Here is a 21,987-nt window from a genome sequence, read left to right as displayed (position 1 = left end):
GTTCCTATTATTTAAAATGATCCGTTAGAGTTGTTTCCAACGGATCGAATTTATTAGTTATTTAAGAAGAATGGTCGGCCATAACCGAGTGAATTACCTGCGCTACCAGTCCCTGCTGCGTCTGAGCCTGCACCAATATTGGTACCAAAACCGACAATGCCGAAGTTAACGCTGAAGTTGTTCTCATAAACAGGCGTTGCGTTATCTGAATGAATAAAGTCGCCATCCCAGCTTCTTAACTGATTACTGTAGGTAAAACCGATATACCAGCAATCAGAAGTGTAGTTGAGACGAGCTAGCCATTCTAAGGCTTCGTTTGTGGTCAAATCGTGATAGTACTGCGCACTGGCATTCCAATGGCGAGAGATTTGATAAGCACCTAACAAGCCTGCTTGAGAGATGCCTTCGCGCGTGATTGAACTGGTATCAAAATTGACGGTTTCTTCAATATAGTCTTGCGTGACGTAACGATAGTTCCCTTGTAGATAGCCACCATTAAATCGGTATTCCAAGGTACTGTTCGCCAGTTGCATCGCACTGGTGTCGATATCGTACTGAACCCCGCCGTGATAGAACAGATAGTCATCGTAGTTGAAGTCCATCTCCACTGCCCAAGCAGAATAGCTAGAGTTTTTACTCTCTCCCGAAGCATCTGACGGTGAGTTATCATCGCGGTTGAGGTAGAAAATCTGACCAAAGGAGATATTCAAACGCTCTTTGTATTGATCATCAAAGAAACGGCTGGAAGCACCGTAGCTAAATTGGTTTGCAGAAGCGATACGGTCAACACCACTGTATTTTCGGCTGCGGAAAAGACCGTAATAATCGGTTTGCAGCAACGTGGTATCGTAGAGGTAGATATCACTTTGATCTTGCTCTGGTACAAACAGATATTGAACTTGTGGCTCAAGGGTTTGAGTGTAGTTATCCAGTATGGTGGTATCACGTTCTAATACAATACCAGCATGGGAGCGAAACTCAGGGATCACTCGTGAAGTGGTCTCTTTGAGATTGTAGCCTTCAAATTGCGACGATGAGAGATCAAGCCCGTCCAGGTCTTGTTGGTAATAGGTACCTAGTAAGCGAGCTTCGGTAGTCCAAGTGCCCCAAGTTGTACCAATAGGAATGGTAATACCCGGTTCAACATGTACACGAGTGGCTGATGGCTTAGATGTGTCGTCAGTATCAAAACGTGAAATATGGCTGATCATATCGAAATCAAGGTAGCGCATCAGCTCTGGTGCGTAGTAATTGAATTCGAGCTGCGGCAACAATCGATATGGCAGGTTGCCCGTGTTCGTCAACACCTGAAAATCTCGCGTCAGTAATGACGCATCCCAGGATTGCGAGCGGTAAGTCGCTCGGGCTTCTTGAATTAATTGGCCGTCTTCACGGTTACCAATACGAGAGTCAATATCGGTGAAATATTGAATGTCACTGACTTTGGAGTAATCAACTTCAAATTTCCATGCTTGCTGGAAAATACCATTGTGCTTGTATTGGAAGCCCCAACGATCCCCTTTTTCTGGGTATTTCTTATCGTCAGGTAAGTACTCGGCATCAAGAGTACCAGAGCCGAACGACGTTAGGTAACGGAAGGTGCTATCGAGTTGCACGCCTCGTTTTTCCATATAACGGAACGTTGTTTCCAAGTCGTAGTTTGGCGCGAGGTTCCAGTACACCGGGATATCGAGTTCAAAGCCGTCTTTAGAGCCGTAAGACACGGTTGGATAAAGGAAACCCGTTTTACGTGTATCCCCCACAGGAACAACAAGGTAAGGCAGGTAGAATACCGGTACATTCTGAATTTCAAAACGTGGGTTGTAGAACGTGGCTTGCTCTTCGTCTTGATCAATGTCGATGCTTGAGGCGCGCATACGCCATGCATTATTGCCTTCAGGACAAGAAGTAATCGAGCCATCCTCAATTTCGTACACAGCTTTACCTGTCTTAGAAATGTAGACAGCTTCACCACGTCCCGGTTCACACAGGAACTTATAATCGGTATTCTCGAGCGTCACATTATCATTGTTGAGGTTATTTACTGCTTTATCAGAGATGGTCTTGACTTCACCATCACTAAATTGAACATTGCCCTCAGCAACGACAATATTTTCCTTCTGGTGCAAGGTAACGTTGTCAGCGTGCATACGCTTTTTGCCTTGAACCACAACAACATTGCCACTGTAAGTAGCTTTATCGCCATTAATGGCTTCGAGAGAGTCTGCTTCAACGTTAATTGGCTGTTGATTTGGATTTTCGGGCTCAGGTTCGTTGATCAAACATTGATCTATAGCGGGCAGTTCCTGCACACTATCATCGAATACAGCTTCGGCTTGAGTCTGAGGCACAAAAAAAGCGGCACTGATTGAAGCGGCTAACAAGGTGCGGGAGAAACGTGACATCGAGTTTTACTATCCTGTTGAACTTGATACATTCGGTGAACGAGTGACCGAATGTTAAATAAAACGGTCTCTATCATAAAGGAAATTAAAGCTTCCGGCACTATCAGACCGCAGAACGATGAAAAAATTCAGAGATTGAGAACACATAATGCATATTTTTGGCAAAATTCTTGGTGGCTTTTTTGGTTTCCTATTTGGTGGGCCATCTCAGGCGGAGCGTCAAGAAGAGTTCTTTAAAGCGGCATTTGCGGTGATGGGGCATGTTGCTAAAGCAAAAGGGCAGGTCACCAAAGAAGAGATCCAATTGGCATCGACCATGATGGATCGCATGAACCTTCAAGGAGAGCAACGCCGTGCTGCGCAAGATGCTTTTCGTGAAGGGAAGTCTTCAGACTTTCCTTTGGATACGGTGCTTGAGCGCGTGCGTATTTCATCGGGTGGTCGTTTTGACTTAATGCAGTTCTTTTTAGAGTTACAGATTTCGGCTGCGTTTGCTGATGGTGATGTTCATCCAAGTGAGCGCAATCTCTTGCACCGCATCGCACGTGGACTTGGTTTTTCATCCCAGCAACTAGAGCAGCGTTTGCGTATGCAAGAAGCGGCGTTTCGTTTTCAACATGGCGGCGGCGGTTTTGGTGGCCAACATGCTGGCGGCTCGCATTCTGGCGGTCATTCGTCGGGTTGGCAACAGGCGTCTCAAGCCAGCCAGCTGTCCGATGCCTATAAAGTGTTAGGTATAGAAGAGAGTGCAGATGCGAAAGATGTGAAACGGGCTTATCGCAAACTGATGAACGAGCATCATCCAGACAAACTGATGGCGAAGGGGCTACCGCCAGAAATGATGAATGTGGCTAAGGAAAAATCTCAGGAAATTCAAAGTGCTTATGACTTAATTAAGAAAGTGAAAGGTTTTAAGTAATTGATTTGGTATAAAAAAGGCGAGCCACATGCTCGCCTTTTTTGAATCTATTGCCATTATTTACGCACAGCAATAGCTTCAATTTCGATACCGACATCTTTCGGTAGACGAGCAACTTCAACGCATGAGCGAGCAGGGTAGTTTGCCACATTATGCTCATCAAAGAACTTTCCATACACTTCGTTAACGGTGCCGAAGTCGTTGAGATCTTTAACGAAAACCGTCATTTTCACGATGTCAGTAACACTTAGGCCAGATGCTTCTACCACTGCTTTTACGTTTTCTAAAGATTGGCGTGCTTGCTCTGCGATGTCTGCAGATACTTCACCAGTAGCAGGGTTTACTGGGATTTGGCCCGAAGTCAGTACCATGTTGCCAAGATCCACACCTTGTACGTATGGGCCAATTGCTGCTGGAGCAGATTCTGTGTGAAGTACTTTAGTCATTGTTATATTCCATCTTGTTAGCGTAACCAGTGAAATGACTGATTCGCGGATTAGGTTAGGAGAGCCAGTGTGCCTTCAATTTTTTATAAGGTAAAGGGCAAAATACCTCGCCATAGCGAGGTATTTCAGGCTTTTGACAAAGCATTTTTATTTAACGTTCAGTGACGATTTCACGAGAGAATACCTTCTCGCAGTATTTACACTTAAGGGTAATGTTGTCTTTTTTCTCAAACACTTTAAAGCTACTTTCCACTGGCTCATCGTGGGTAATACAGTTGCTGTTTGGACATTCGAACACGTTATTAATTTGTTCTGGCAGTTCAAGAGCCAGTTTCTTCACTACTTCATAGTTTTCGATTTGATTCACGGTCGCATGCGGAGCATACAGCGCCAGTTTGCTCGCTTGCTCCTCACTAATAAAAATGTTCTCTATTTTTAATAGATCTTTATGGCCAAGTGCAGATGACGGTAGGTTTAGCCCCACCGTGACACGTTGCTCGGATTTGTGCATCGAAAACAGCTTGAGTACTTTAATCCCAATTTGCGCTGGAATGTGGTCAATGACGGTGCCGTTTTTAATTGCCTCAACTTGCAATTGCGTTTCTTTAGTCATGTTCCTTCTCCCAATTACAAAGATTCATTCAGTACAAGAGCCAATAAGGCTTCACGCGCATACACGCCGTTTTCGGCTTGCTCGAAGTAGTAAGCGTGTGGTGTTTTATCAACATCTACTGTGATTTCATCAACTCGTGGCAGTGGATGTAGCACTTTCAGGTTTTCACGTGCACCCTCTAAGAGTGCCGCCGTTAAGATATATGCCGATTTGATGTGAGCGTATTCAGACTCATCAAAGCGCTCTTTTTGTACGCGTGTCATGTAAAGGACATCCAGTTCCGGAATGACACTTTCCATGTCTGTGTGCAGGCTATATTCAATGCCTGACTCATCTAGCTCTTCACAGATATAATCTGGCATCGCAAGGGCTTCTGGGGCGATGAAGAAGAAACGTACATTATTGAATTTCGCCAGCGCTTGAGTCAGCGAGTGGACCGTGCGGCCATATTTTAAGTCACCGACAAACGCCACGTTCAGGTTATCAAGACGACCTTGAGTGTCGGCGATAGAGAATAGGTCAAGCAGCGTTTGAGTTGGATGTTGATTTGCACCATCACCTGCGTTAATTACTGGGACGCCATTTGAAAATTCAGAGGCTAGGCGAGCAGCCCCTTCTTGCGGGTGACGCATGACAAAAGCGTCAACATAAGAGGAGATGACTTGGACTGAATCCGCTAGCGTTTCTCCTTTTTTAGCTAATGACGTATTACCACCATTATCAAACCCAATCACGTCACCACCAATGCGCTGAATGGCGGTTTCGAAGGAAAGACGGGTACGCGTTGAAGGCTCAAAAAAGCAGCTCGCGACGACTTTGTTTTTTATCAGCTCAGGTTTGGGCTCTGCTTTGAGCTGACCAGCGGTTTCCACTATCAATTCAAGTTCTTGGCGTGAAAGCTCTGGTATTGAGATAATGTGCTTGCGGTAAAGCGAGTTAGTCATAATCATCTTCCCTTTAGGCAATAAAAAAGCCCCCCAAAATGGGAGGCTTTAGAAATCAATAGAAATAGCGAAATGGCTTGCAGATAAACGACTGCGTTTATCAATGGTAAAGCGCATTGTAGAACACGAATGACGTGGCATGTTTCACTATCTCCAGACAAATTGCCGAGCATTATACGCCGAAGATTTGTGAGCGCAAGCGATTACATCAAGGAATTATGCGCTACTTCAGGGGGCTTAACTGCCAAGTGTTGCCACCATCACCGCTTTAATTGTATGCATTCGATTTTCTGCTTCATCAAAGACGATAGAGTGGTGCGATTCAAAAACCTCTTCCGTCACTTCAAGCCCATTCATGCCGTATTTTTCAGCCACTTCTTTACCAATGGTAGTTTCATCATTGTGAAAAGCTGGTAGGCAGTGCATAAATTTCACATTTGGATTGCCAGTTTTGGCAATAACCTCCATGTTGACCTGATAAGGCGTCATCATAGCCACACGTTGATCCCAAGCATCTGGCGCTTCACCCATAGACACCCACACATCGGTGTAAAGGAAATCACAGTCTTTTACCCCTTCCTCGACGTTTTCAGTAAGAGTGATTTTTGCACCAGTCTGTTTGGCAATGGACTGACATGTTGTGACCAACTCTTCTTCCGGCCAGTAGGCCTTAGGCGCGACAAGGCGAATGTCCATACCCATTTTAGCAGCCCCAACTAGAAGAGAGTTTCCCATGTTATTGCGGGCATCTCCGAGGTAAGCAAACTTAATTTCATGCAATTGCTTACCGCGGCCATGTTCTAACATGGTCAGAAAGTCAGCGAGAATTTGAGTTGGATGGAATTCGTTGGTGAGACCATTCCAAACGGGGACGCCAGCATGAGTTCCTAATTCTTCAACAATAGCTTGACCAAAGCCTCGGTACTCAATGCCGTCGTACATTCTTCCGAGTACACGTGCGGTGTCCTTCATCGATTCTTTATGGCCGATCTGTGAGCCAGAAGGGCCGATGTAGGAAACCTGAGCACCCTGATCAAAAGCGGCAACTTCAAAAGCGCATCGGGTACGGGTAGACGCTTTTTCAAAGATTAGAGCAATGTTTTTGCCCACCAGTTTTTTCTGCTCAGTACCTGCGTATTTTGCTTTCTTAAGATCAGCAGAAAGGTCGAGGAGAAATTGGATCTCTTTTGGTGAGAAATCGAGCAGCTTAAGAAAGTTGCGGTTACGTAAATTAAAAGCCATTGTGTGCTCCAATCCTTGAGTTCGTTCGGTCAATGACATTAGTAAAACATAAAAATGAAGATTTTGTGAATAATTATTTTAAAAATAAGGCGAGATGTGAATTTTATCTCGCCTTTTGTGACTATAAATTCTCTTCGGCAAATTCAGCTAAGCGACTTCGAACGACGCCGTTGAGGTGAATATTGGCACTCCCTTCGAAGTTTTTGAACCGCTCAACCATGTAGGTGAGTCCTGATGTGACGGGGGTGAGGTAGTGAGAGTCAATTTGGGCGAGGTTACCAGAACAGACGATCTTCGTGCCTTCACCACAGCGAGTAATGATGGTTTTGATTTGTGATGCGGTGAGGTTCTGACATTCATCCAATAACACGAAGGCATTTTGGATAGAACGACCACGCATGAAATTGATTGACTTAAACTGAATATTTGCTTTGTCACAGATGTACTTGAGCGAACCTTCAGTGCAGTGATCGTTTTTGTGAAGCGCTTCTAATGTATCGGTGACAGCTGCCAGCCAAGGCAGCATTTTCTCTTCTTCTGTTCCGGGTAAGAAACCGATGGATTCACCGATGTCAGGGGTATTTCGGGTCACAATGATCTTATCGAACATGTTTTTCTCGATGGTTTGCTCCAACGCAGAAGCCAGCGCAAGCAGTGTTTTACCACTCCCAGCAGCACCAGTTAGGATCACCAAGTCAATTTCAGGATCGAGCAATGCGTCCATTGCCATACCTTGATAGATGTTTTTTGGGGTAATGTCCCACGCCCGGCGGTTCATCATTCTTTCACGGCTGAGATCTTTTAAGGTGATGCAGTCTTCGTTAATGGCTTCGACCCGACCAACGAAGTCACTCTCCTCGTCAATGACGTATTGGTTGATGTATGTGGGTTCAAAAGGTTCTCGTGAGAGGGTGTGGAAGGTATCACCACCTAAGTTGCGACTATCTACTTCGGAGACACTGTTCCAGAAGTTCCCTTCACATTGTTGAAAGCCTTTGGTGAGGTATTGCACATCATCAATCAACTGGTCGGTGCGATAGTCTTCAACATATCGAACACCTGCCCCTTTTGCGCGCAGCCGCATATTGATGTCTTTGGTGATCAGTACCACTTCTCGTGGTGCTCGTTTGTTTTGCAAATAAAGCACGGCGTTGAGAATGCGGTTGTCACCGGCTTTATCGGCAAAAGCTTTGACTGTTTCCTGCAGTTCAAAGTCTGCCAAGATTGCAATGTGACCTGCGGATTCTTTCTCACGTGAGATAGGGATCCCTTCCGAAATTTCATCCGGCGTTGCTTCTTTAAATAGGGCTTCTAAGGCGCGAATAGCGACGCGAGCATCTCTGGCGACATCGCGTTTGCTGTCTTTAATTCGGTCGAGTTCTTCTAAAACCGTCATGGGGATGACGACATCGTGTTCCTGAAAAGAGTAGATGGCGAGAGGTTCGTGCAGCAGGATATTGGTATCCAGTACGAATAATTTCCGGTCAGTATCACCCATAAGCATCTCCTTGCCGTTTCGCGGCGTGCATTCTCTGTGCAAGACGTAAGAGCGAGTCTTTCGCAAAGCCAGAGAGGTCTGCGCTAGATTGCAGGTGTAGCCGACGCTATCGGTTGGAGATCGACTGGTTGTACTACCTCTGCAAACCCGTGTTGATCTTCTCGGTAAGCATGCATCCTTTATGCCATGGTCATTTTATTGACCTTTTCTGTTGCACGCTTATTACGATTATAAGTCATTCTCACAACACGCCTGCTTAGAAGTGCCATGTTTTTCTTACAATTTGATGTCACCTGAAAGGTGCAGAAAAAATTGTCGTTTTTTGCGGGCTTTGTACGTGACCTGTGTCACGGCTTCAAGTAATATTAGCGACCTTTTTCTGAGCCATAACCAGTCATTAATTTCTTTATGCTGGTTGTCTTTTATGTGGCCAGAGAGCGACTAAGATAAGAACTATTCCCCTAACCAACAAATGAGGTAGTCGATTCATGACATTTGCTTTGGGTCAGCGCTGGATCAGCGATACGGAAAGCGATTTAGGTTTAGGAACCGTCGTAGCATTGGATGCTCGTACTGTTACGCTGATGTTTGCAGCGTCCGAAGAAAACCGAGTCTATGCACGTAATGATGCCCCTGTAACCCGAGTGACCTTTAATACCGGAGATGTGGTAGAAAGCCAGCAAGGTTGGTCACTGATCGTTGAGCAAGTGGTGGAAGACAATGGCTTGTTTACCTACGTGGGTAAGCGAGAAGATACCGAAGAAGAAGGGGTTGCACTGCGTGAAATCATGCTGAGCAACCAGATCCGCTTCAATAAGCCTCAAGATAAATTGTTTGCCGGTCAAATTGACCGCATGGACAACTTTGTTCTGCGTTACCGCGCTTTAACTAATCAATATGAGCAACATAAGAGCCCAATGCGTGGCCTGTGTGGCATGCGAGCTGGCTTGATCCCGCATCAGTTATACATCGCCCATGAAGTCGGGCGTCGTCATGCGCCGCGTGTTTTGTTGGCTGATGAAGTGGGTCTAGGTAAAACCATTGAAGCAGGCATGATCATTCACCAACAAGTGTTGGCAGGTCGTGCTGAGCGTATCTTGATTGTGGTTCCCGAGACGCTACAGCATCAGTGGTTAGTGGAAATGATGCGTCGTTTTAATCTGCATTTCTCTATTTTTGACGAAGAGCGCTGCATTGAAGCCTTTGCCGATGCAGATAATCCATTTGATACGCAGCAGTATGTGCTGTGCTCATTAGACTTTCTGCGTAAGAGTCGCAAACGCTTTGAACAAGCCCTTGAAGGGGAATGGGATTTGTTGGTGGTGGATGAAGCGCACCACCTCGAATGGAGCCCTGAAAGCCCAAGTCGTGAATATCAGGTGATTGAAGGATTAGCTGAACGCACGCCGGGTGTGCTGCTGCTGACCGCAACACCCGAGCAGTTAGGGCGTGAAAGCCATTTTGCGCGTTTGCGTCTGCTTGATTCAGACCGTTTCTTTGATTACGAAGAGTTTGTTAAAGAAGAAGCACAATACGCTCCAGTTGCTGATTCAGTCAGTGCTCTTTTCTCGGGGCAGAAGTTAGAAGATACGGCGAAAAACCAGATCACTGAGCTACTGTCTGAACAAGATGTCGAACCGCTATTCCGTATTATCGAAAGTAATAGTGACGAAGAAGCTAAAGCGGCTGCTCGCCAAGAGTTGATCGATAACCTGATGGACCGTCACGGTACGGGCCGAGTTCTGTTCCGTAATACGCGTGCGGCGGTTAAAGGTTTCCCGACTCGCAACGTGAATTTACTCGCGATGCCAATCCCACAGCAATACACCACGTCAATGCGTGTTTCTGGGATGATCGGCGGTAAGATGAGTGCAGAAGCGCGCGCCGTGAAAAATCTATATCCAGAAGAGATCTTCCAAGAATTTGAAGGCGAAGATTCCAGCTGGTGGCAATTTGATAGCCGTGTGAACTGGCTGCTTGAGAAAATTAAAGACAAACGTAGCGAGAAAATTTTGGTGATTGCGTCGCGAGCAAGCACCGCATTGCAACTTGAACAAGCGTTACGTGAACGTGAAGGCATTCGGGCTACTGTATTCCATGAAGGTATGTCGATCCTTGAGCGTGACAAAGCTGCTGCATATTTTGCGCAAGAGGAAGGGGGAGCTCAGGTTCTGATCTGTAGTGAGATCGGCTCTGAAGGTCGTAACTTCCAGTTCGCGAATCAACTGGTGATGTTTGATTTGCCGTTCAATCCAGACTTATTAGAGCAGCGTATTGGCCGCTTGGATCGTATCGGGCAGCAACGTGATATCGACATTCATGTCCCTTATCTTGAAGGGACATCCCAGGCGATTTTAGCACGCTGGTTTGATGAAGGTCTAAATGCGTTTGCTGAAACTTGTCCGACAGGACGTGCCGTTTACGACAAGTTTTCTGATCAATTGATCGAAATGCTGGCTTCAGGTGATACGGCTGAACTTGATGATGTGATCGCCCAGTCTGCGGTCATGAACAAAGAATTGAAAGCGCAGTTAGAGCAGGGACGTGACCGTCTGCTTGAAATGCACTCTAACGGCGGGGAAAAAGCGCAAGCGATTGTTGAGAAAATTGCCGCGACAGATGGCGATACCAATCTCGTCACTTTTGCGCTTAGTCTGTTTGATACCATCGGTCTCAATCAAGATGATAAAGGTGAAAATGCTCTAGTGGTTACACCATCTGAGCACATGATGGTACCTAGTTATCCAGGGCTGCCTTATGAAGGGGCGACCATCACTTTCGATCGTGAAACAGCACTGTCGCGTGAAGATATGCACTTGATCAGTTGGGAGCACCCAATGATCCAAGGTGGTATTGATTTGTTGATGAGTGAAGGCGTTGGGGCGGCGGCTGTCTCGCTACTTAAGAACAAAGCGTTGCCTGTTGGCACGATGTTACTTGAGCTTGTTTATAAAGTGGATGCGCAGGCGCCTAAACGAAGTGGTATAGGTCGCTTCCTACCAACCACGCCAATTCGTTTAATGATGGACGGTAATGGAAACGATTTGTCTGAACAGGTGGAGTTTGAAAATTTCAACCGTCAGCTTAGCCCAGTAGGTCGTCATATTGCGAGTAAGCTTGTCACATCGGTACAAAACCAAGTCCATGCATTGATTGCGGCAGGGGATAAGTTGATTGTTGATAAAGTGGCAGCAATTCGCCAACAGGCTCAGCAGGAAATGCAAGTCAGCTTGAATGCTGAGCTAGAGCGTTTACAGGCTCTGAAAGCGGTTAACCCAAATATCCGTGACGAAGAGATCGAGGCAATTGATGCGCAAATTAAAGAGCTTACAGGCTACATTAGTCAAGCTCAGTATCAACTGGACTCGCTGCGCATGATCGTCGTATCGCACAATTAACGCTTGGTGACCAAACGCTACAGTCTCTAACGGCTGTAGCGTCATATCAAAAGAAAACGGATTCAGTAAACAATGGCAATGCTAGAGTACAACCCGCCCCGTGAGCCTTGGGTTGATATTGTATTTGAAGATGAGCATATCCTTGCAGTCAATAAGCCTTCCGGACTGTTATCTGTACCCGGACGTGCGCCTGAGCATTATGACAGCATGTGGTCACGTCTTCGGGAAACCTATCCAGATATTCAGGTTGTGCACCGTTTAGATATGTCGACGTCAGGTTTAATGGTGTTGGCAAAAAATAAGCATGTAGAAAGTGCGTTGAAAAAACAGTTTCAGTTTCGTTTGACTCATAAAGTGTATTACGCGCGAGTTTGGGGTCATGTGGAACAAGAAGAAGGGGTGATCGAGTTGCCATTGATTTGTGACTGGCCAAATCGCCCCAAACAAAAAGTTTGCTTTGACGATGGAAAACCATCAAAAACACTGTTTCAGGTTGCGAAGCGAGAAGATAAAACCACGATTGTTCGCTTGCTACCAGTGACGGGGCGTTCGCATCAACTTCGGGTTCATATGCAGGCATTAGGGCACCCAATTGTTGGTGATGAATTCTATTCCGAAGGGGAAGCGTATGAGTTTTCGGATCGCCTTGAACTTCATGCTGCAGAGCTGAGTTTTTATCACCCTCGTAGCCATTGGCTTCGCAGTATTTTTGTTCCTTGTGACTTCTATCTTGAAGCTGAGGAGATGATCTTTGATTATTTCGATCCTGTGCGAAAATTACCGGATTACAAAACGCTGCCACGTCCTTAACTGAACTCCACTTAGGCAGCGAAAGGAGAACTTATGTCGCTGCCTATGCTTTCCCCAACCGTCGTCTTTCTCGATAGAGCGACTATTCCTGCTCATATTCCTATCCCGCCATTGCCTTTCCAACATCAATGGGTTGAATATGACTTCACGTCTTCAACACAAGTCGTCGAACGCCTTCAAAGTGCTGATATTGTGATCACCAATAAAGTCGTGTTAGATCAAGCGATCTTGACCCAGTTACCGGACTTAAAGCTCATCGCGATTGCGGCAACGGGTTTTAATAACGTCGATATTGATTATTGTGGAAAAAATGGTATTGCCATAACCAATGTTCAAGGTTATGCCACTCAGTCTGTCCCAGAACATGTATTAGCGATGATCTTCTCTCTTAAACGCAATTTAAGGGGCTATCACAATGACATTCAAAATGGAGAGTGGCAGCGCAACAAACAATTTTGCTTCTTTACTCATTCCATCGGTGATATTGCGGGATCGACACTGGGCATTATTGGCTCCGGTACGTTAGGTTTAGCCACTGCAGAGTTGGCAAAAGCTGTTGGCATGAAGGTGCAGTTTGCTGAGCGAAAGGGAGCCACGCAAATTCGTGAGGGATACTTGTCTTTTGAGCAGGTATTAAAAACTTCCGATGTGCTCTCACTGCATTGTCCGTTAAATGAGCAAACACAAAATTTGATTGGTGAAGCAGAGCTTAACCTGATGCCTTTACATGCCATTTTAATCAATACCGGGAGAGGGGGCTTGGTGGATGAGTGGGCGTTAATAAAGGCTTTAAAACAGGGCGTGATCGGGGCTGCGGGTTGCGATGTTTTTAGCAAAGAACCTGCAGATGAAACAAATCCGCTGCTGGCGAATATCGACTTGCCTAATTTATTGTTAACCCCTCATATCGCATGGGGGAGTGATTCTGCAATTCAGCGTTTAACCGATATTCTTATGGATAATATCGTGGTTTTTATGGAAGGCAGAGAGCAGAATCGCGTGGTGTGATTTATGCTTCGATATGATTGAAGAGAGCAATGGATTCTTAGTTGAGTTATTAGTTGTGAGCTATGTCTATGCTTGTATACGATTCTTGTTACATTTGTAGACGAAATAGAAAAAGTGTAAGAAATTAAGACTTTAATACTACTAATAATCTAACGTCAGGAATCTTAAGTATGAGTCAGAAACCATCTGTTAACCCCGTTTCGTTTAATGGACGAGGTAGTGAATTTTTTGGAATATGGATTGTTAATATCCTTCTCTCGATCATAACTCTCGGTATTTATTCTGCTTGGGCTAAGGTTCGAACTAAGCGTTACTTTTACGGTAATACGTCCATTGCTGGTGATAACTTTGAATATCACGCGACGCCGATACAAATTCTAAAAGGTCGTATTGTCGCACTTATCGTCGTACTAATTTGGTCTGTGGTTAATGGTGTTGCGCCCGTGGTTAGTATGGTGCTCTTACTCGCTTTCTATGTTGCTCTGCCGTGGTTGCTGTGGAGTAATGCGCGTTTTGATGCCGCGATGACAAGTTATCGGAATGTCCGTTTTTCATTTACAGCAACAGTAAAAGAGGCCTATGTGACGTTATTAGGGCGTGGCTTAAGTGCTTTGATCGTGGCGATGATCTACTTTTTTATCGTCGTGACCATTGCATCACAATCTGTCATCGCTGCGGTTGTTTTGGGGGCGAGCTCTTTAATCCTTTTAGCTGTGCTTTATGGTTGGGTTGTTGCTGGTGTACAGAAGCTGTTTGCCAATAGTTATCAGTACGGTGATTGGAAACTCAGTGCTGAGATAACTAATGGATTTTTCATAAAAATGTACCTGAAGGCGCTATTATTTGGTGTGGTTTCATCTATCTTACTTTGTATTGTTATGTTCGGAACTGTACTGAATGGAATCGATTTTCATGCATTGCAAGGTGGTGATTTTAGCTCGTTAGCTGGTGGCGGTGTATTTGTTTTTGTCTATGTTTCTTTAATCACCTTATCTATTGTATTAAGCGCCTATACTACCGTTTGTGTTCGTAATTATGTTTTCGGCCAACTATGTGTCAATCATGATCAAAATACAGAAAACAATTATCAGCTCAGTTCGAGCCTTACGATCGCCAGTTATGTCTGGCTGGTCGTTTCTAATTTTTTATTGCAAATTGTCTCGTTAGGGATCGCTCGTCCTTGGGTTATGGTTCGGACAACGAATTATTTTGCAGAAAATACCAAAGTGATTGGTGATTTGTCACTCCTTACCTCTATTGATCAAGATTCAGATGTCAAATCAGCGATTACAGATGAAGTAGCTGAGGCATTCGATATAGGTATTGGGATCGGTTAATGCGGGTCCAAGGAACAGCATTCCCACCTCGTAGCTCAATTCGCTATGAGGCTGAATTAGATGTCAGCCAATCAAATTGCCTATCTCTACACGTAAATGGCGATATATTCAGCTGTCAGCAACAAGATGTGGAAATCAGTGTACCAGTGGGTAATCTCCCTATTCGTTTTATTTTCCCGAGTGGTTGGATGTTTGTTGCTGAGCGTACTGATGAAGTGAGTCAATGGCTAAAACGTAACAGCAAATCTGGAAGGGCAGATAAACTTGAATCCAGCATCATAGCTTGGTTTATAGGTTTGGTTGTTAGCATTAGTGTTTTATTGGGTGGGTATTATTATGCGTTGCCTTGGGGGAGTGAAAAAGTCGCGAAATTGATCCCTAGCTCTATATCAGTTTCTCTTGGCAATAAAGTACTAGAAGCCTTTGAGAGCCGTTGGCTACCCAGTGAATTACCTGAGAAACAACAAGAGGTTATTCGTCAGCGGGTGAGTCAACATTTGCAACAACTAGAGGCGCTACCGTATACGATTGAAATACTCTTTCGTTCATCTGATATGGGGGCTAATGCGTTTGCTTTACCGGGTGGTAAAGTGGTTCTGCTCGATGAGTTGATTGAACTTGCTGAAAATGACCAACAACTAGATAGCATTATTTTGCATGAGCTTGGTCATGTTTATCATCGTCATATGATGGAAAAGCTGGTGCACTCGAGTCTTATCTCTGTTGGTGTGGTGATGCTATTCGGAGAAAGTTCAGGAATTGTCGATAACCTTGTCAGCATAGGTGTATTCATCATATCTAACGGTCATTCAAGGATGGCAGAGAGCGAAGCTGATGAATATGCTAAACAGGCAATGATACAGCTATACGGTTCAAGTGAGCCAATGGCTGAAATGTTCGAGTTATTCCAAAAACAGGATACAGTTGATATACCGAGTTGGTTAAGCTCTCATCCGGATTCTGAACAGCGAATTAAATCTGCTAGAGAGTAGTGCTTATAAAAAAGGCAGCATATTCGCTGCCTTTCTTTTATTCAGACTTTGAGAATTAAAGCGCTGCAATTGTCGCTTTTTGCTCTTCTAGCTTAGCTAGTGTCTCTTTGTAGCCTTCAAGCTTCTCACGCTCTTTAGCAACAACAGCTTCAGGTGCTTTCGCTACGAAGCCTTCATTACCTAGTTTGCCTTCGATACGCTTGATTTCGCCGTGAGTTTTCTTGATTTCGCCATCTAGACGAGCAAGTTCAGCGTCTTTGTCGATCAGACCCGCCATTGGGATCATAAGCTCAGACTTAGCAACCAATGCAGTTGCACACGCTGGCGTTTCTTCGTCAGCAGCAAGTACGCGTACAGATTCTAGTTTCGCTAGAGACATCAGTACTTGTTTGTTTGCTTCTAGACGCGCTGCGTCTTCTGCGTTTGCTGCTTTCAGCATAACGTCAAGCGGCTTACCTGGGTTGATGTCGTATTCAGCACGTAGGTTACGGATGCTGGTAATGAACGCTTTCACCCATTCAATATCGTCTAGCGCTTCTTGGTTGAAGTTTGCTTCGTCGAATTGAGGCAGTGCTTGAAGCATAATTGTCTCGCCTTCCACACCTTCAACCAGTGGCTTGATGCTTTGCCAGATAGTTTCAGTGATGTAAGGAATCACTGGGTGAGCCAGACGTAGCGTCTTCTCAAGAACCGTGATTAGTGTGCGGCGAGTACCACGTTGTTGGGCTTCAGTACCTTTCCATAGAACGGGTTTAGTTAGCTCTAGGTACCAGTCACAGAATTGGTTCCAGATGAATTCGTAAAGCGTGTTAGACGCCATATCTAGACGGAAGTTGTCGATATGGTTGTTGAACGCTTTCGCCGCTAGTTCAAACTGAGACTCGATCCACTTGTCCGCTAGTGAGTATTCAATCTCACCACCCTGTTCGTTTGCAGAATGGAAGCCACAATCTTGCTCTTCTGTGTTCATCATTACGTAACGGCTTGCGTTCCATAGTTTGTTACAGAAGTTACGGTAACCTTCAAGGCGCTTCATATCCCAGTTGATATCGCGACCTGTTGATGCCATTGCTGCAAGAGTGAAACGTAGTGCGTCTGTACCGTATGCTTCGATACCGTTTTCAAACGTCTTACGAGTGTTCTTCTCGATCTTCTTCGCTAGCTGAGGCTGCATCATGTTGCCACAACGCTTCTCTACTAGAGACTCTAGGTCGATACCATCGATCATGTCGATTGGGTCAAGTACGTTACCTTTCGACTTAGACATCTTGTCGCCGTTTTCGTCACGGATCAGACCAGTAACGTAAACCGTCTTAAATGGTACTTGTGGTTTGCCGTTTTCATCTTTCACGAAGTGCATGGTCATCATGATCATGCGCGCAACCCAGAAGAAGATGATGTCGAAACCAGTCACTAGTACGTCTGAAGGGTGGAATACTTTCAGATCGTCAGTTTGCTCAGGCCAACCTTGAGTACCGAACGTCCATAGTGCAGAAGAGAACCATGTGTCCAGTACGTCTTCGTCTTGGTGAAGTTCAATGACTGACTCTAGGTTGTTGTTCTTACGAACTTCTTCTTCGTCACGACCTACGTAAACATTGCCTTGGTTGTCGTACCAAGCTGGGATGCGGTGTCCCCACCATAGCTGACGAGAGATACACCAGTCTTGAACGTCACGCATCCAAGAGAAGTACATGTTTTCGTATTGCTTAGGAACGAATTGGATGTCGCCGTTTTCTACTGCTTCAACCGCTGTTTTCGCTAGAGGCGCAGTACGTACGTACCATTGGTCAGTTAGCATTGGTTCGATAACCACGCCACCACGGTCGCCGTAAGGAACTTGCAAGTCGTGATCTTTCACTTCTTCAAGTAGACCTAGCTCGTCGAATTCAGCAACGATAGCTTTACGAGCGGCAAAACGCTCCATACCGTGATACTTAGCTGGTAGCTCAGTGCTGTATGCGTCGCTTGCTTCGCCGTTGGTGTTGAATACTTCAGAAGCATCACGGATGTTCGCGTCGAAAGTTAGAATGTTGATCATTGGTAGCTGGTGGCGCTTACCAACTTCGTAGTCGTTGAAGTCGTGCGCAGGTGTGATTTTCACACAGCCAGTACCTTTTTCCATATCTGCGTGCTCATCGCCCACGATTGGGATGCGACGATCAACGATAGGAAGGATGATTTCTTTACCGATAAGATCTTTGTAACGTGGATCTTCTGGGTTAACTGCAACACCAGTATCGCCTAGCATGGTCTCCGGACGAGTCGTTGCAACAACGATGTAGTCTTTGCCATCCGCTGTTTTAACGCCATCCGCTAGTGGGTAACGGAAGTGCCACATGTTGCCTTTAGTGTCTTTGTTCTCTACTTCTAGGTCTGAAATCGCTGTGTGTAGCTTTGGATCCCAGTTAACTAGACGCTTACCGCGGTAGATGAGATCGTCTTCGTATAGACGTACGAACACTTCTTGAACGGCGTTAGATAGACCATCGTCCATCGTAAAGCGCTCACGATCCCAGTCTACAGATGCGCCAAGACGACGAAGCTGCTTAGTGATCGTGCCGCCAGATTCGCCCTTCCATTCCCAGATTTTGTCGATGAAAGCTTCACGACCGTAATCGTGTTTTGTTTTGCCTTCTTCTGCAGCGATCTTACGCTCAACAACCATCTGAGTTGCGATACCTGCGTGGTCTGTACCTACTTGCCAAAGTGTGTTTTTACCCTTCATGCGCTCACAACGGATAAGCGTATCCATGATCGTATCTTGGAACGCGTGGCCCATGTGTAGGCTACCAGTGACGTTCGGTGGTGGGATCATGATGCTGTATGATTCTTTAGTCGTGTCACCGTGTGGCTTGAAGTAGCCTTTCTCTTCCCAAGCTTGATATAAAGCTTGTTCGATTGAAGTTGGGTTATATGTTTTTTCCATAGCTATAGGTATTCTGCGGATAGTTCTGGTTAAGTTTTAAGTCAATCTTTATAAGTGAGGGATCTCAAATAAGATCGCCTTAACTATAAGGATTGACCGGTTATTCGTGCTGTGGCGCTAACTGTGTTCGATTTCGATCGTTTGTAGCTGATAGCCAGCTTGGCGGTAGATTTTATACCTTTCTCTTGCGAGCTGCTTGGCTTTTTCTTCGCAAGGGACGAAGTCTACCACTTCGGCAAACTTGTTCGCAAAGGTTGTCTCATTTTCCGCCAAATTAATTACTAATTGGCGGTTCCAAGTTGGTTTAACGCCATCGTAGCCAATTTCAATATTGGTGGCATACTTAGGGCCTTCTCCAACAAGGTTGTGAGCCGTAAATTGCTCCGGATTGACCTGCCAAAAACATTCAGCGATATGTTCAGCATGGCGTTTATCTTGGCAATTGAGGTATACCTTAGCGCCTTGCTTGGCGAAATGTTGAGACAGAAACAAAATGTATTGCTCAAAGCCATCTCTGCTCGCCTGAGCTGAGTCGGGTTTTACGATGTAAAATGTGGCGTTTGACATAATATGATTCCATCACTTGATAGATGCAGTTTACGTATAATAAAAAAGGGCCGTTTGGCCCTTTTTATTGAGGATTATTCCTCTGTGTCTTGGCCACTGCGGTTTAGCAGGAATTGGACAAGCATTGAGACAGGACGGCCCGTTGAGCCTTTTGCTGCGCCTGATTTCCACGCAGTACCTGCAATATCAATGTGCGCCCAGTTGTACTTCTTAGTAAACTTAGATAGGAAGCAACCCGCAGTGATGGTGCCGCCAGGACGACCACCGATGTTTGCCATATCAGCAAATGGGCTCTTCAGTTGCTCATGGTATTCGTCCGCCATTGGTAGGCGCCATGCACGATCGCTTGCTTGCTCAGAAGCGTTCACAAGCTCATGAGACAGTGGGTTGTGGTTAGAAACAACGCCACTAATATGATGACCCAGAGCGATAACACAAGCCCCGGTTAGCGTTGCTACGTCGACAACACAATCTGGTTCGAAACGTTCTACGTAAGTCAATGCATCACAAAGTACCAGACGGCCTTCCGCATCGGTGTTGAGAACCTCAACCGTTTGACCTGACATAGTTGTTAGGATGTCACCTGGACGGTAAGCATTGCTGCCTGGCATGTTTTCACAGCCCGCGAGAATACCAATTACGTTAATTGGTAGGTTCAGCTTCGCCAGCGCTTTCATGGTACCGAATACCGATGCTGCACCACACATGTCGTACTTCATCTCATCCATGCCTTCGCCTGGTTTTAGTGAAATACCGCCTGAATCGAACGTCAGACCTTTACCCACCAACACGATTGGTTTTGCTTCTGGATCTGGGTTGCCCTTGTACTCCATGATTGACATCATTGATTCGTTTTTCGAACCACGACCTACTGCTAGGTAAGATGTCATGCCCAGTTTTTCCATCTCTTGCTCACCAATGATCTTGGTGGTTACCGTTTCGTAATCGTCAGCAAGGCGACGAGCTTGAGAGGCAAGGTAAGCTGGGTTAGCAATGTTTGGTGGCATGTTGCCAAGATCTTTCGATGCTCGCACACCAGAAGCGACTGCTAAACCATGTGCAATTGCTTTTTCGCCAAGGTTAAGCTCACGACGTGTTGGTACGTTGAATACCAATTTACGCAGTGGGCGACGTGTTTCTGGTTTTACACTCTTGAATTGATCGAATGTATATAAACCATCTTTTGTCGCTTCAACAGCTTGGCGAACTTTCCAATAAGTATCACGACCTTTAACGTGTAGCTCAGTTAGGAAGCAAACCGCTTCCATTGAACCTGTTTCGTTAAGTGTGTTGATGGTTTTTTGAATGATTTCTTTGTACTGGCGTTCGCCCAGTTCACGCTCTTTACCACAACCAACGAGTAAAACGCGCTCTGACAGCACTCCTGGTACTTGATGAAGCAGTAGCATCTGCCCCGGTTTACCTTCCAGATCACCACGGCGAAGTAGTGAACTAATGTAACCATCGCTGATCTTATCGAGCTGCTCGGCTACTGGAGAAAGGCGACGTGGTTCAAATACACCCACGACAATACAAGCGCTGCGCTGTTTCTCAGGGCTACCACTTTTTACACTGAACTCCATGCGTACTCCTACATCCTGAAGACAAATAGAACTAAATGTTAGATAATGGGGAACTTACTTACAGAATCCTAACTCCGAATTACCATTAAATAAGTACGCTAACACTTAGCCAAAAAATTTAAAAATAATAGGTTCAACGGGAAATTATAGTGATTCAGTTAAAAAAACAAGTTTTGTATAGGTAATTTCAGCGTGATTATTGTTAGATATTTGATCCGCGAAACACTCAAAAGCCAACTTGCGATCTTTTTTGTGCTTTTTTTAGTGTTTGTGAGTCAAAAATTGATCCGAGTTTTAGCGGATGCTTCGGATGGTGAAATCCCTGCCGGTCTGGTCATGAATTATGTTGCACTCAGTATGCCTTCCATGGGGCTACTGATGCTGCCACTGAGTATATTTCTCGGCATTTTATTGACCTTCGGACGCTTGTACGCAGAAAGTGAAATTACGGTAATGAATGCAACAGGGATAGGGAACAAGTTCCTAATTCGTGCGGCGTTATACCTTGCAGTGATCACCGGTGTGCTGGCGGCATACAACTCTTTTTTCCTTTCTCCATGGAGTCAGGATCGAATTATCCAATTGGAAGAGCAAGTTGAAGCTGAAAATAGTGTCGATTTACTGAAAAAAGGCCATTTTCAGGGTACGCCAGACGGTACATCGGTTGTCTTTATTGATGATATCCGAGATAAAAAATTACAACACGTGTTTATTGCTCAGATGCGTCCGAGAGACTCGATTTTACCAAGCGTCATGTATGCCACTTCTGGTGATGTAAAAGAAACCAGTGATGGCCGACAAGTGATCACTTTGTATGATGGCACACGTTGGGAAGGTGTTCCTACAAGTGTTAACTACATGGTGACTGATTTTGATGAATACGAAGGTCTTATCGGCCAACGTGAAGTAAAACAAAAAGGCCGTGATTGGGAAGCCTTACCGACTACAACACTATTTGGTAATTCAGATCCTAGGGCGCAAGCTGAGCTTCAATGGCGCATTTCATTGGTTGTGTGTATTCCATTATTAACCATGTTGGTGGTTCCGCTTTCAGCGGTAAACCCGCGTCAAGGACGTTTTGCCAAAATGGGCCCCGCTATTTTGATTTATCTAGCGTATTTCCTCGCGATAAGTGCAACCAAATCAGCCATAGAAGATGGCGGAATTCCAGCAGCAATTGGTATGTGGCCCATCAATGCCGCATTGCTTTTGACTGCAATTATCGCAAACTCGATGGACAGCGTAGCAGTCCGACGTCTTAAAGAACAATTTAGAAAGAAAAAGGCGGCCTAAGAC

General features: G+C 45.3%; 16 protein-coding genes. 7 read left to right on the top strand and 9 right to left on the bottom strand.

The window, feature by feature from the left end; genetic code table 11:
- Nucleotides 1–53 precede the first annotated feature (53 nt).
- A complete protein-coding gene (gene lptD / locus ACQEXS_RS15570) occupies nucleotides 54–2,405 on the bottom strand; it encodes an LPS assembly protein LptD (RefSeq protein ID WP_427014443.1) in 2,352 nt (783 codons plus the stop codon).
- A 148-nt stretch (nucleotides 2,406–2,553) separates the two neighbouring features.
- Between lptD and djlA the strand changes: the two genes are divergently transcribed.
- Nucleotides 2,554–3,324 carry a co-chaperone DjlA gene (gene djlA, locus ACQEXS_RS15565; RefSeq protein ID WP_427014442.1) on the top strand — a complete coding sequence of 257 codons (771 nt, stop codon included), beginning with the start codon at nucleotides 2,554–2,556 and terminating at the stop codon, nucleotides 3,322–3,324.
- Between the two features lie 56 nt (nucleotides 3,325–3,380).
- Here the strand turns inward: djlA and ACQEXS_RS15560 are convergent, their stop codons facing one another.
- From ACQEXS_RS15560 to ACQEXS_RS15540, 5 genes are all read right to left on the bottom strand, one after another.
- Complete coding sequence (locus tag ACQEXS_RS15560; protein WP_038175327.1) at nucleotides 3,381–3,770, bottom strand: RidA family protein; 390 nt, start codon at nucleotides 3,768–3,770, stop codon at nucleotides 3,381–3,383.
- 151 nt (nucleotides 3,771–3,921) lie between these two features.
- Complete coding sequence (gene pyrI / locus ACQEXS_RS15555; protein WP_367988106.1) at nucleotides 3,922–4,383, bottom strand: aspartate carbamoyltransferase regulatory subunit; 462 nt, start codon at nucleotides 4,381–4,383, stop codon at nucleotides 3,922–3,924.
- Nucleotides 4,384–4,397: 14 nt separating this feature from the next.
- Nucleotides 4,398–5,327, bottom strand: a complete 930-nt coding sequence (gene pyrB, locus ACQEXS_RS15550; protein ID WP_427014441.1) for an aspartate carbamoyltransferase — start codon at nucleotides 5,325–5,327, stop codon at nucleotides 4,398–4,400.
- Between the two features lie 237 nt (nucleotides 5,328–5,564).
- Nucleotides 5,565–6,569 (bottom strand): ornithine carbamoyltransferase, encoded by a 1,005-nt coding sequence (locus tag ACQEXS_RS15545; protein ID WP_367988108.1) that lies wholly within the window; start codon nucleotides 6,567–6,569, stop codon nucleotides 5,565–5,567.
- A gap of 121 nt (nucleotides 6,570–6,690) precedes the next feature.
- Nucleotides 6,691–8,067 (bottom strand): PhoH family protein, encoded by a 1,377-nt coding sequence (locus tag ACQEXS_RS15540; RefSeq protein ID WP_427014440.1) that lies wholly within the window; start codon nucleotides 8,065–8,067, stop codon nucleotides 6,691–6,693.
- A gap of 488 nt (nucleotides 8,068–8,555) precedes the next feature.
- Between ACQEXS_RS15540 and rapA the strand changes: the two genes are divergently transcribed.
- The 5 genes from rapA (at nucleotide 8,556) to ACQEXS_RS15515 (ending at nucleotide 15,612) form a co-directional block, all read left to right on the top strand.
- Nucleotides 8,556–11,465, top strand: a complete 2,910-nt coding sequence (rapA, locus tag ACQEXS_RS15535; RefSeq protein WP_427014439.1) for an RNA polymerase-associated protein RapA — start codon at nucleotides 8,556–8,558, stop codon at nucleotides 11,463–11,465.
- Between the two features lie 72 nt (nucleotides 11,466–11,537).
- On the top strand, nucleotides 11,538–12,275 hold the full coding sequence (gene rluA, locus ACQEXS_RS15530; protein ID WP_427014438.1) for a bifunctional tRNA pseudouridine(32) synthase/23S rRNA pseudouridine(746) synthase RluA: 738 nt from the start codon (nucleotides 11,538–11,540) through the stop codon (nucleotides 12,273–12,275).
- A gap of 45 nt (nucleotides 12,276–12,320) precedes the next feature.
- Nucleotides 12,321–13,283 carry a D-2-hydroxyacid dehydrogenase gene (locus tag ACQEXS_RS15525; protein ID WP_427014501.1) on the top strand — a complete coding sequence of 321 codons (963 nt, stop codon included), beginning with the start codon at nucleotides 12,321–12,323 and terminating at the stop codon, nucleotides 13,281–13,283.
- Nucleotides 13,284–13,453: 170 nt separating this feature from the next.
- Nucleotides 13,454–14,620, top strand: a complete 1,167-nt coding sequence (locus ACQEXS_RS15520) for a YjgN family protein (protein ID WP_427014437.1) — start codon at nucleotides 13,454–13,456, stop codon at nucleotides 14,618–14,620.
- On the top strand, nucleotides 14,620–15,612 hold the full coding sequence (locus tag ACQEXS_RS15515; RefSeq protein WP_427014436.1) for a M48 family metallopeptidase: 993 nt from the start codon (nucleotides 14,620–14,622) through the stop codon (nucleotides 15,610–15,612). Before ACQEXS_RS15520 ends, ACQEXS_RS15515 begins: the two co-directional genes overlap by 1 nt.
- Nucleotides 15,613–15,667: 55 nt before the next feature.
- Here ACQEXS_RS15515 and ACQEXS_RS15510 read toward each other — a convergent pair whose 3' ends face one another.
- The 3 genes from ACQEXS_RS15510 to pepA form a co-directional block, all read right to left on the bottom strand.
- On the bottom strand, nucleotides 15,668–18,541 hold the full coding sequence (locus ACQEXS_RS15510; RefSeq protein WP_427014435.1) for a valine--tRNA ligase: 2,874 nt from the start codon (nucleotides 18,539–18,541) through the stop codon (nucleotides 15,668–15,670).
- 117 nt (nucleotides 18,542–18,658) lie between these two features.
- Nucleotides 18,659–19,108 (bottom strand): DNA polymerase III subunit chi, encoded by a 450-nt coding sequence (locus ACQEXS_RS15505; RefSeq protein WP_427014434.1) that lies wholly within the window; start codon nucleotides 19,106–19,108, stop codon nucleotides 18,659–18,661.
- A gap of 74 nt (nucleotides 19,109–19,182) precedes the next feature.
- Nucleotides 19,183–20,691, bottom strand: coding sequence for a leucyl aminopeptidase (gene pepA, locus ACQEXS_RS15500; protein WP_427014433.1), 1,509 nt, complete (start codon nucleotides 20,689–20,691; stop codon nucleotides 19,183–19,185).
- A gap of 192 nt (nucleotides 20,692–20,883) precedes the next feature.
- Between pepA and lptF the strand changes: the two genes are divergently transcribed.
- A complete protein-coding gene (lptF, locus tag ACQEXS_RS15495; RefSeq protein WP_427014432.1) occupies nucleotides 20,884–21,984 on the top strand; it encodes an LPS export ABC transporter permease LptF in 1,101 nt (366 codons plus the stop codon).
- Nucleotides 21,985–21,987 lie beyond the last annotated feature (3 nt).

Origin of the sequence: Vibrio sp. TRT 17S01, assembly GCF_050113695.1 — a bacterium.
In the GTDB taxonomy this organism is placed as follows: domain Bacteria; phylum Pseudomonadota; class Gammaproteobacteria; order Enterobacterales; family Vibrionaceae; genus Vibrio.
Note: the sequence above shows the minus strand (reverse complement) of the source record. Positions and strands in the feature narration are given on the sequence as shown.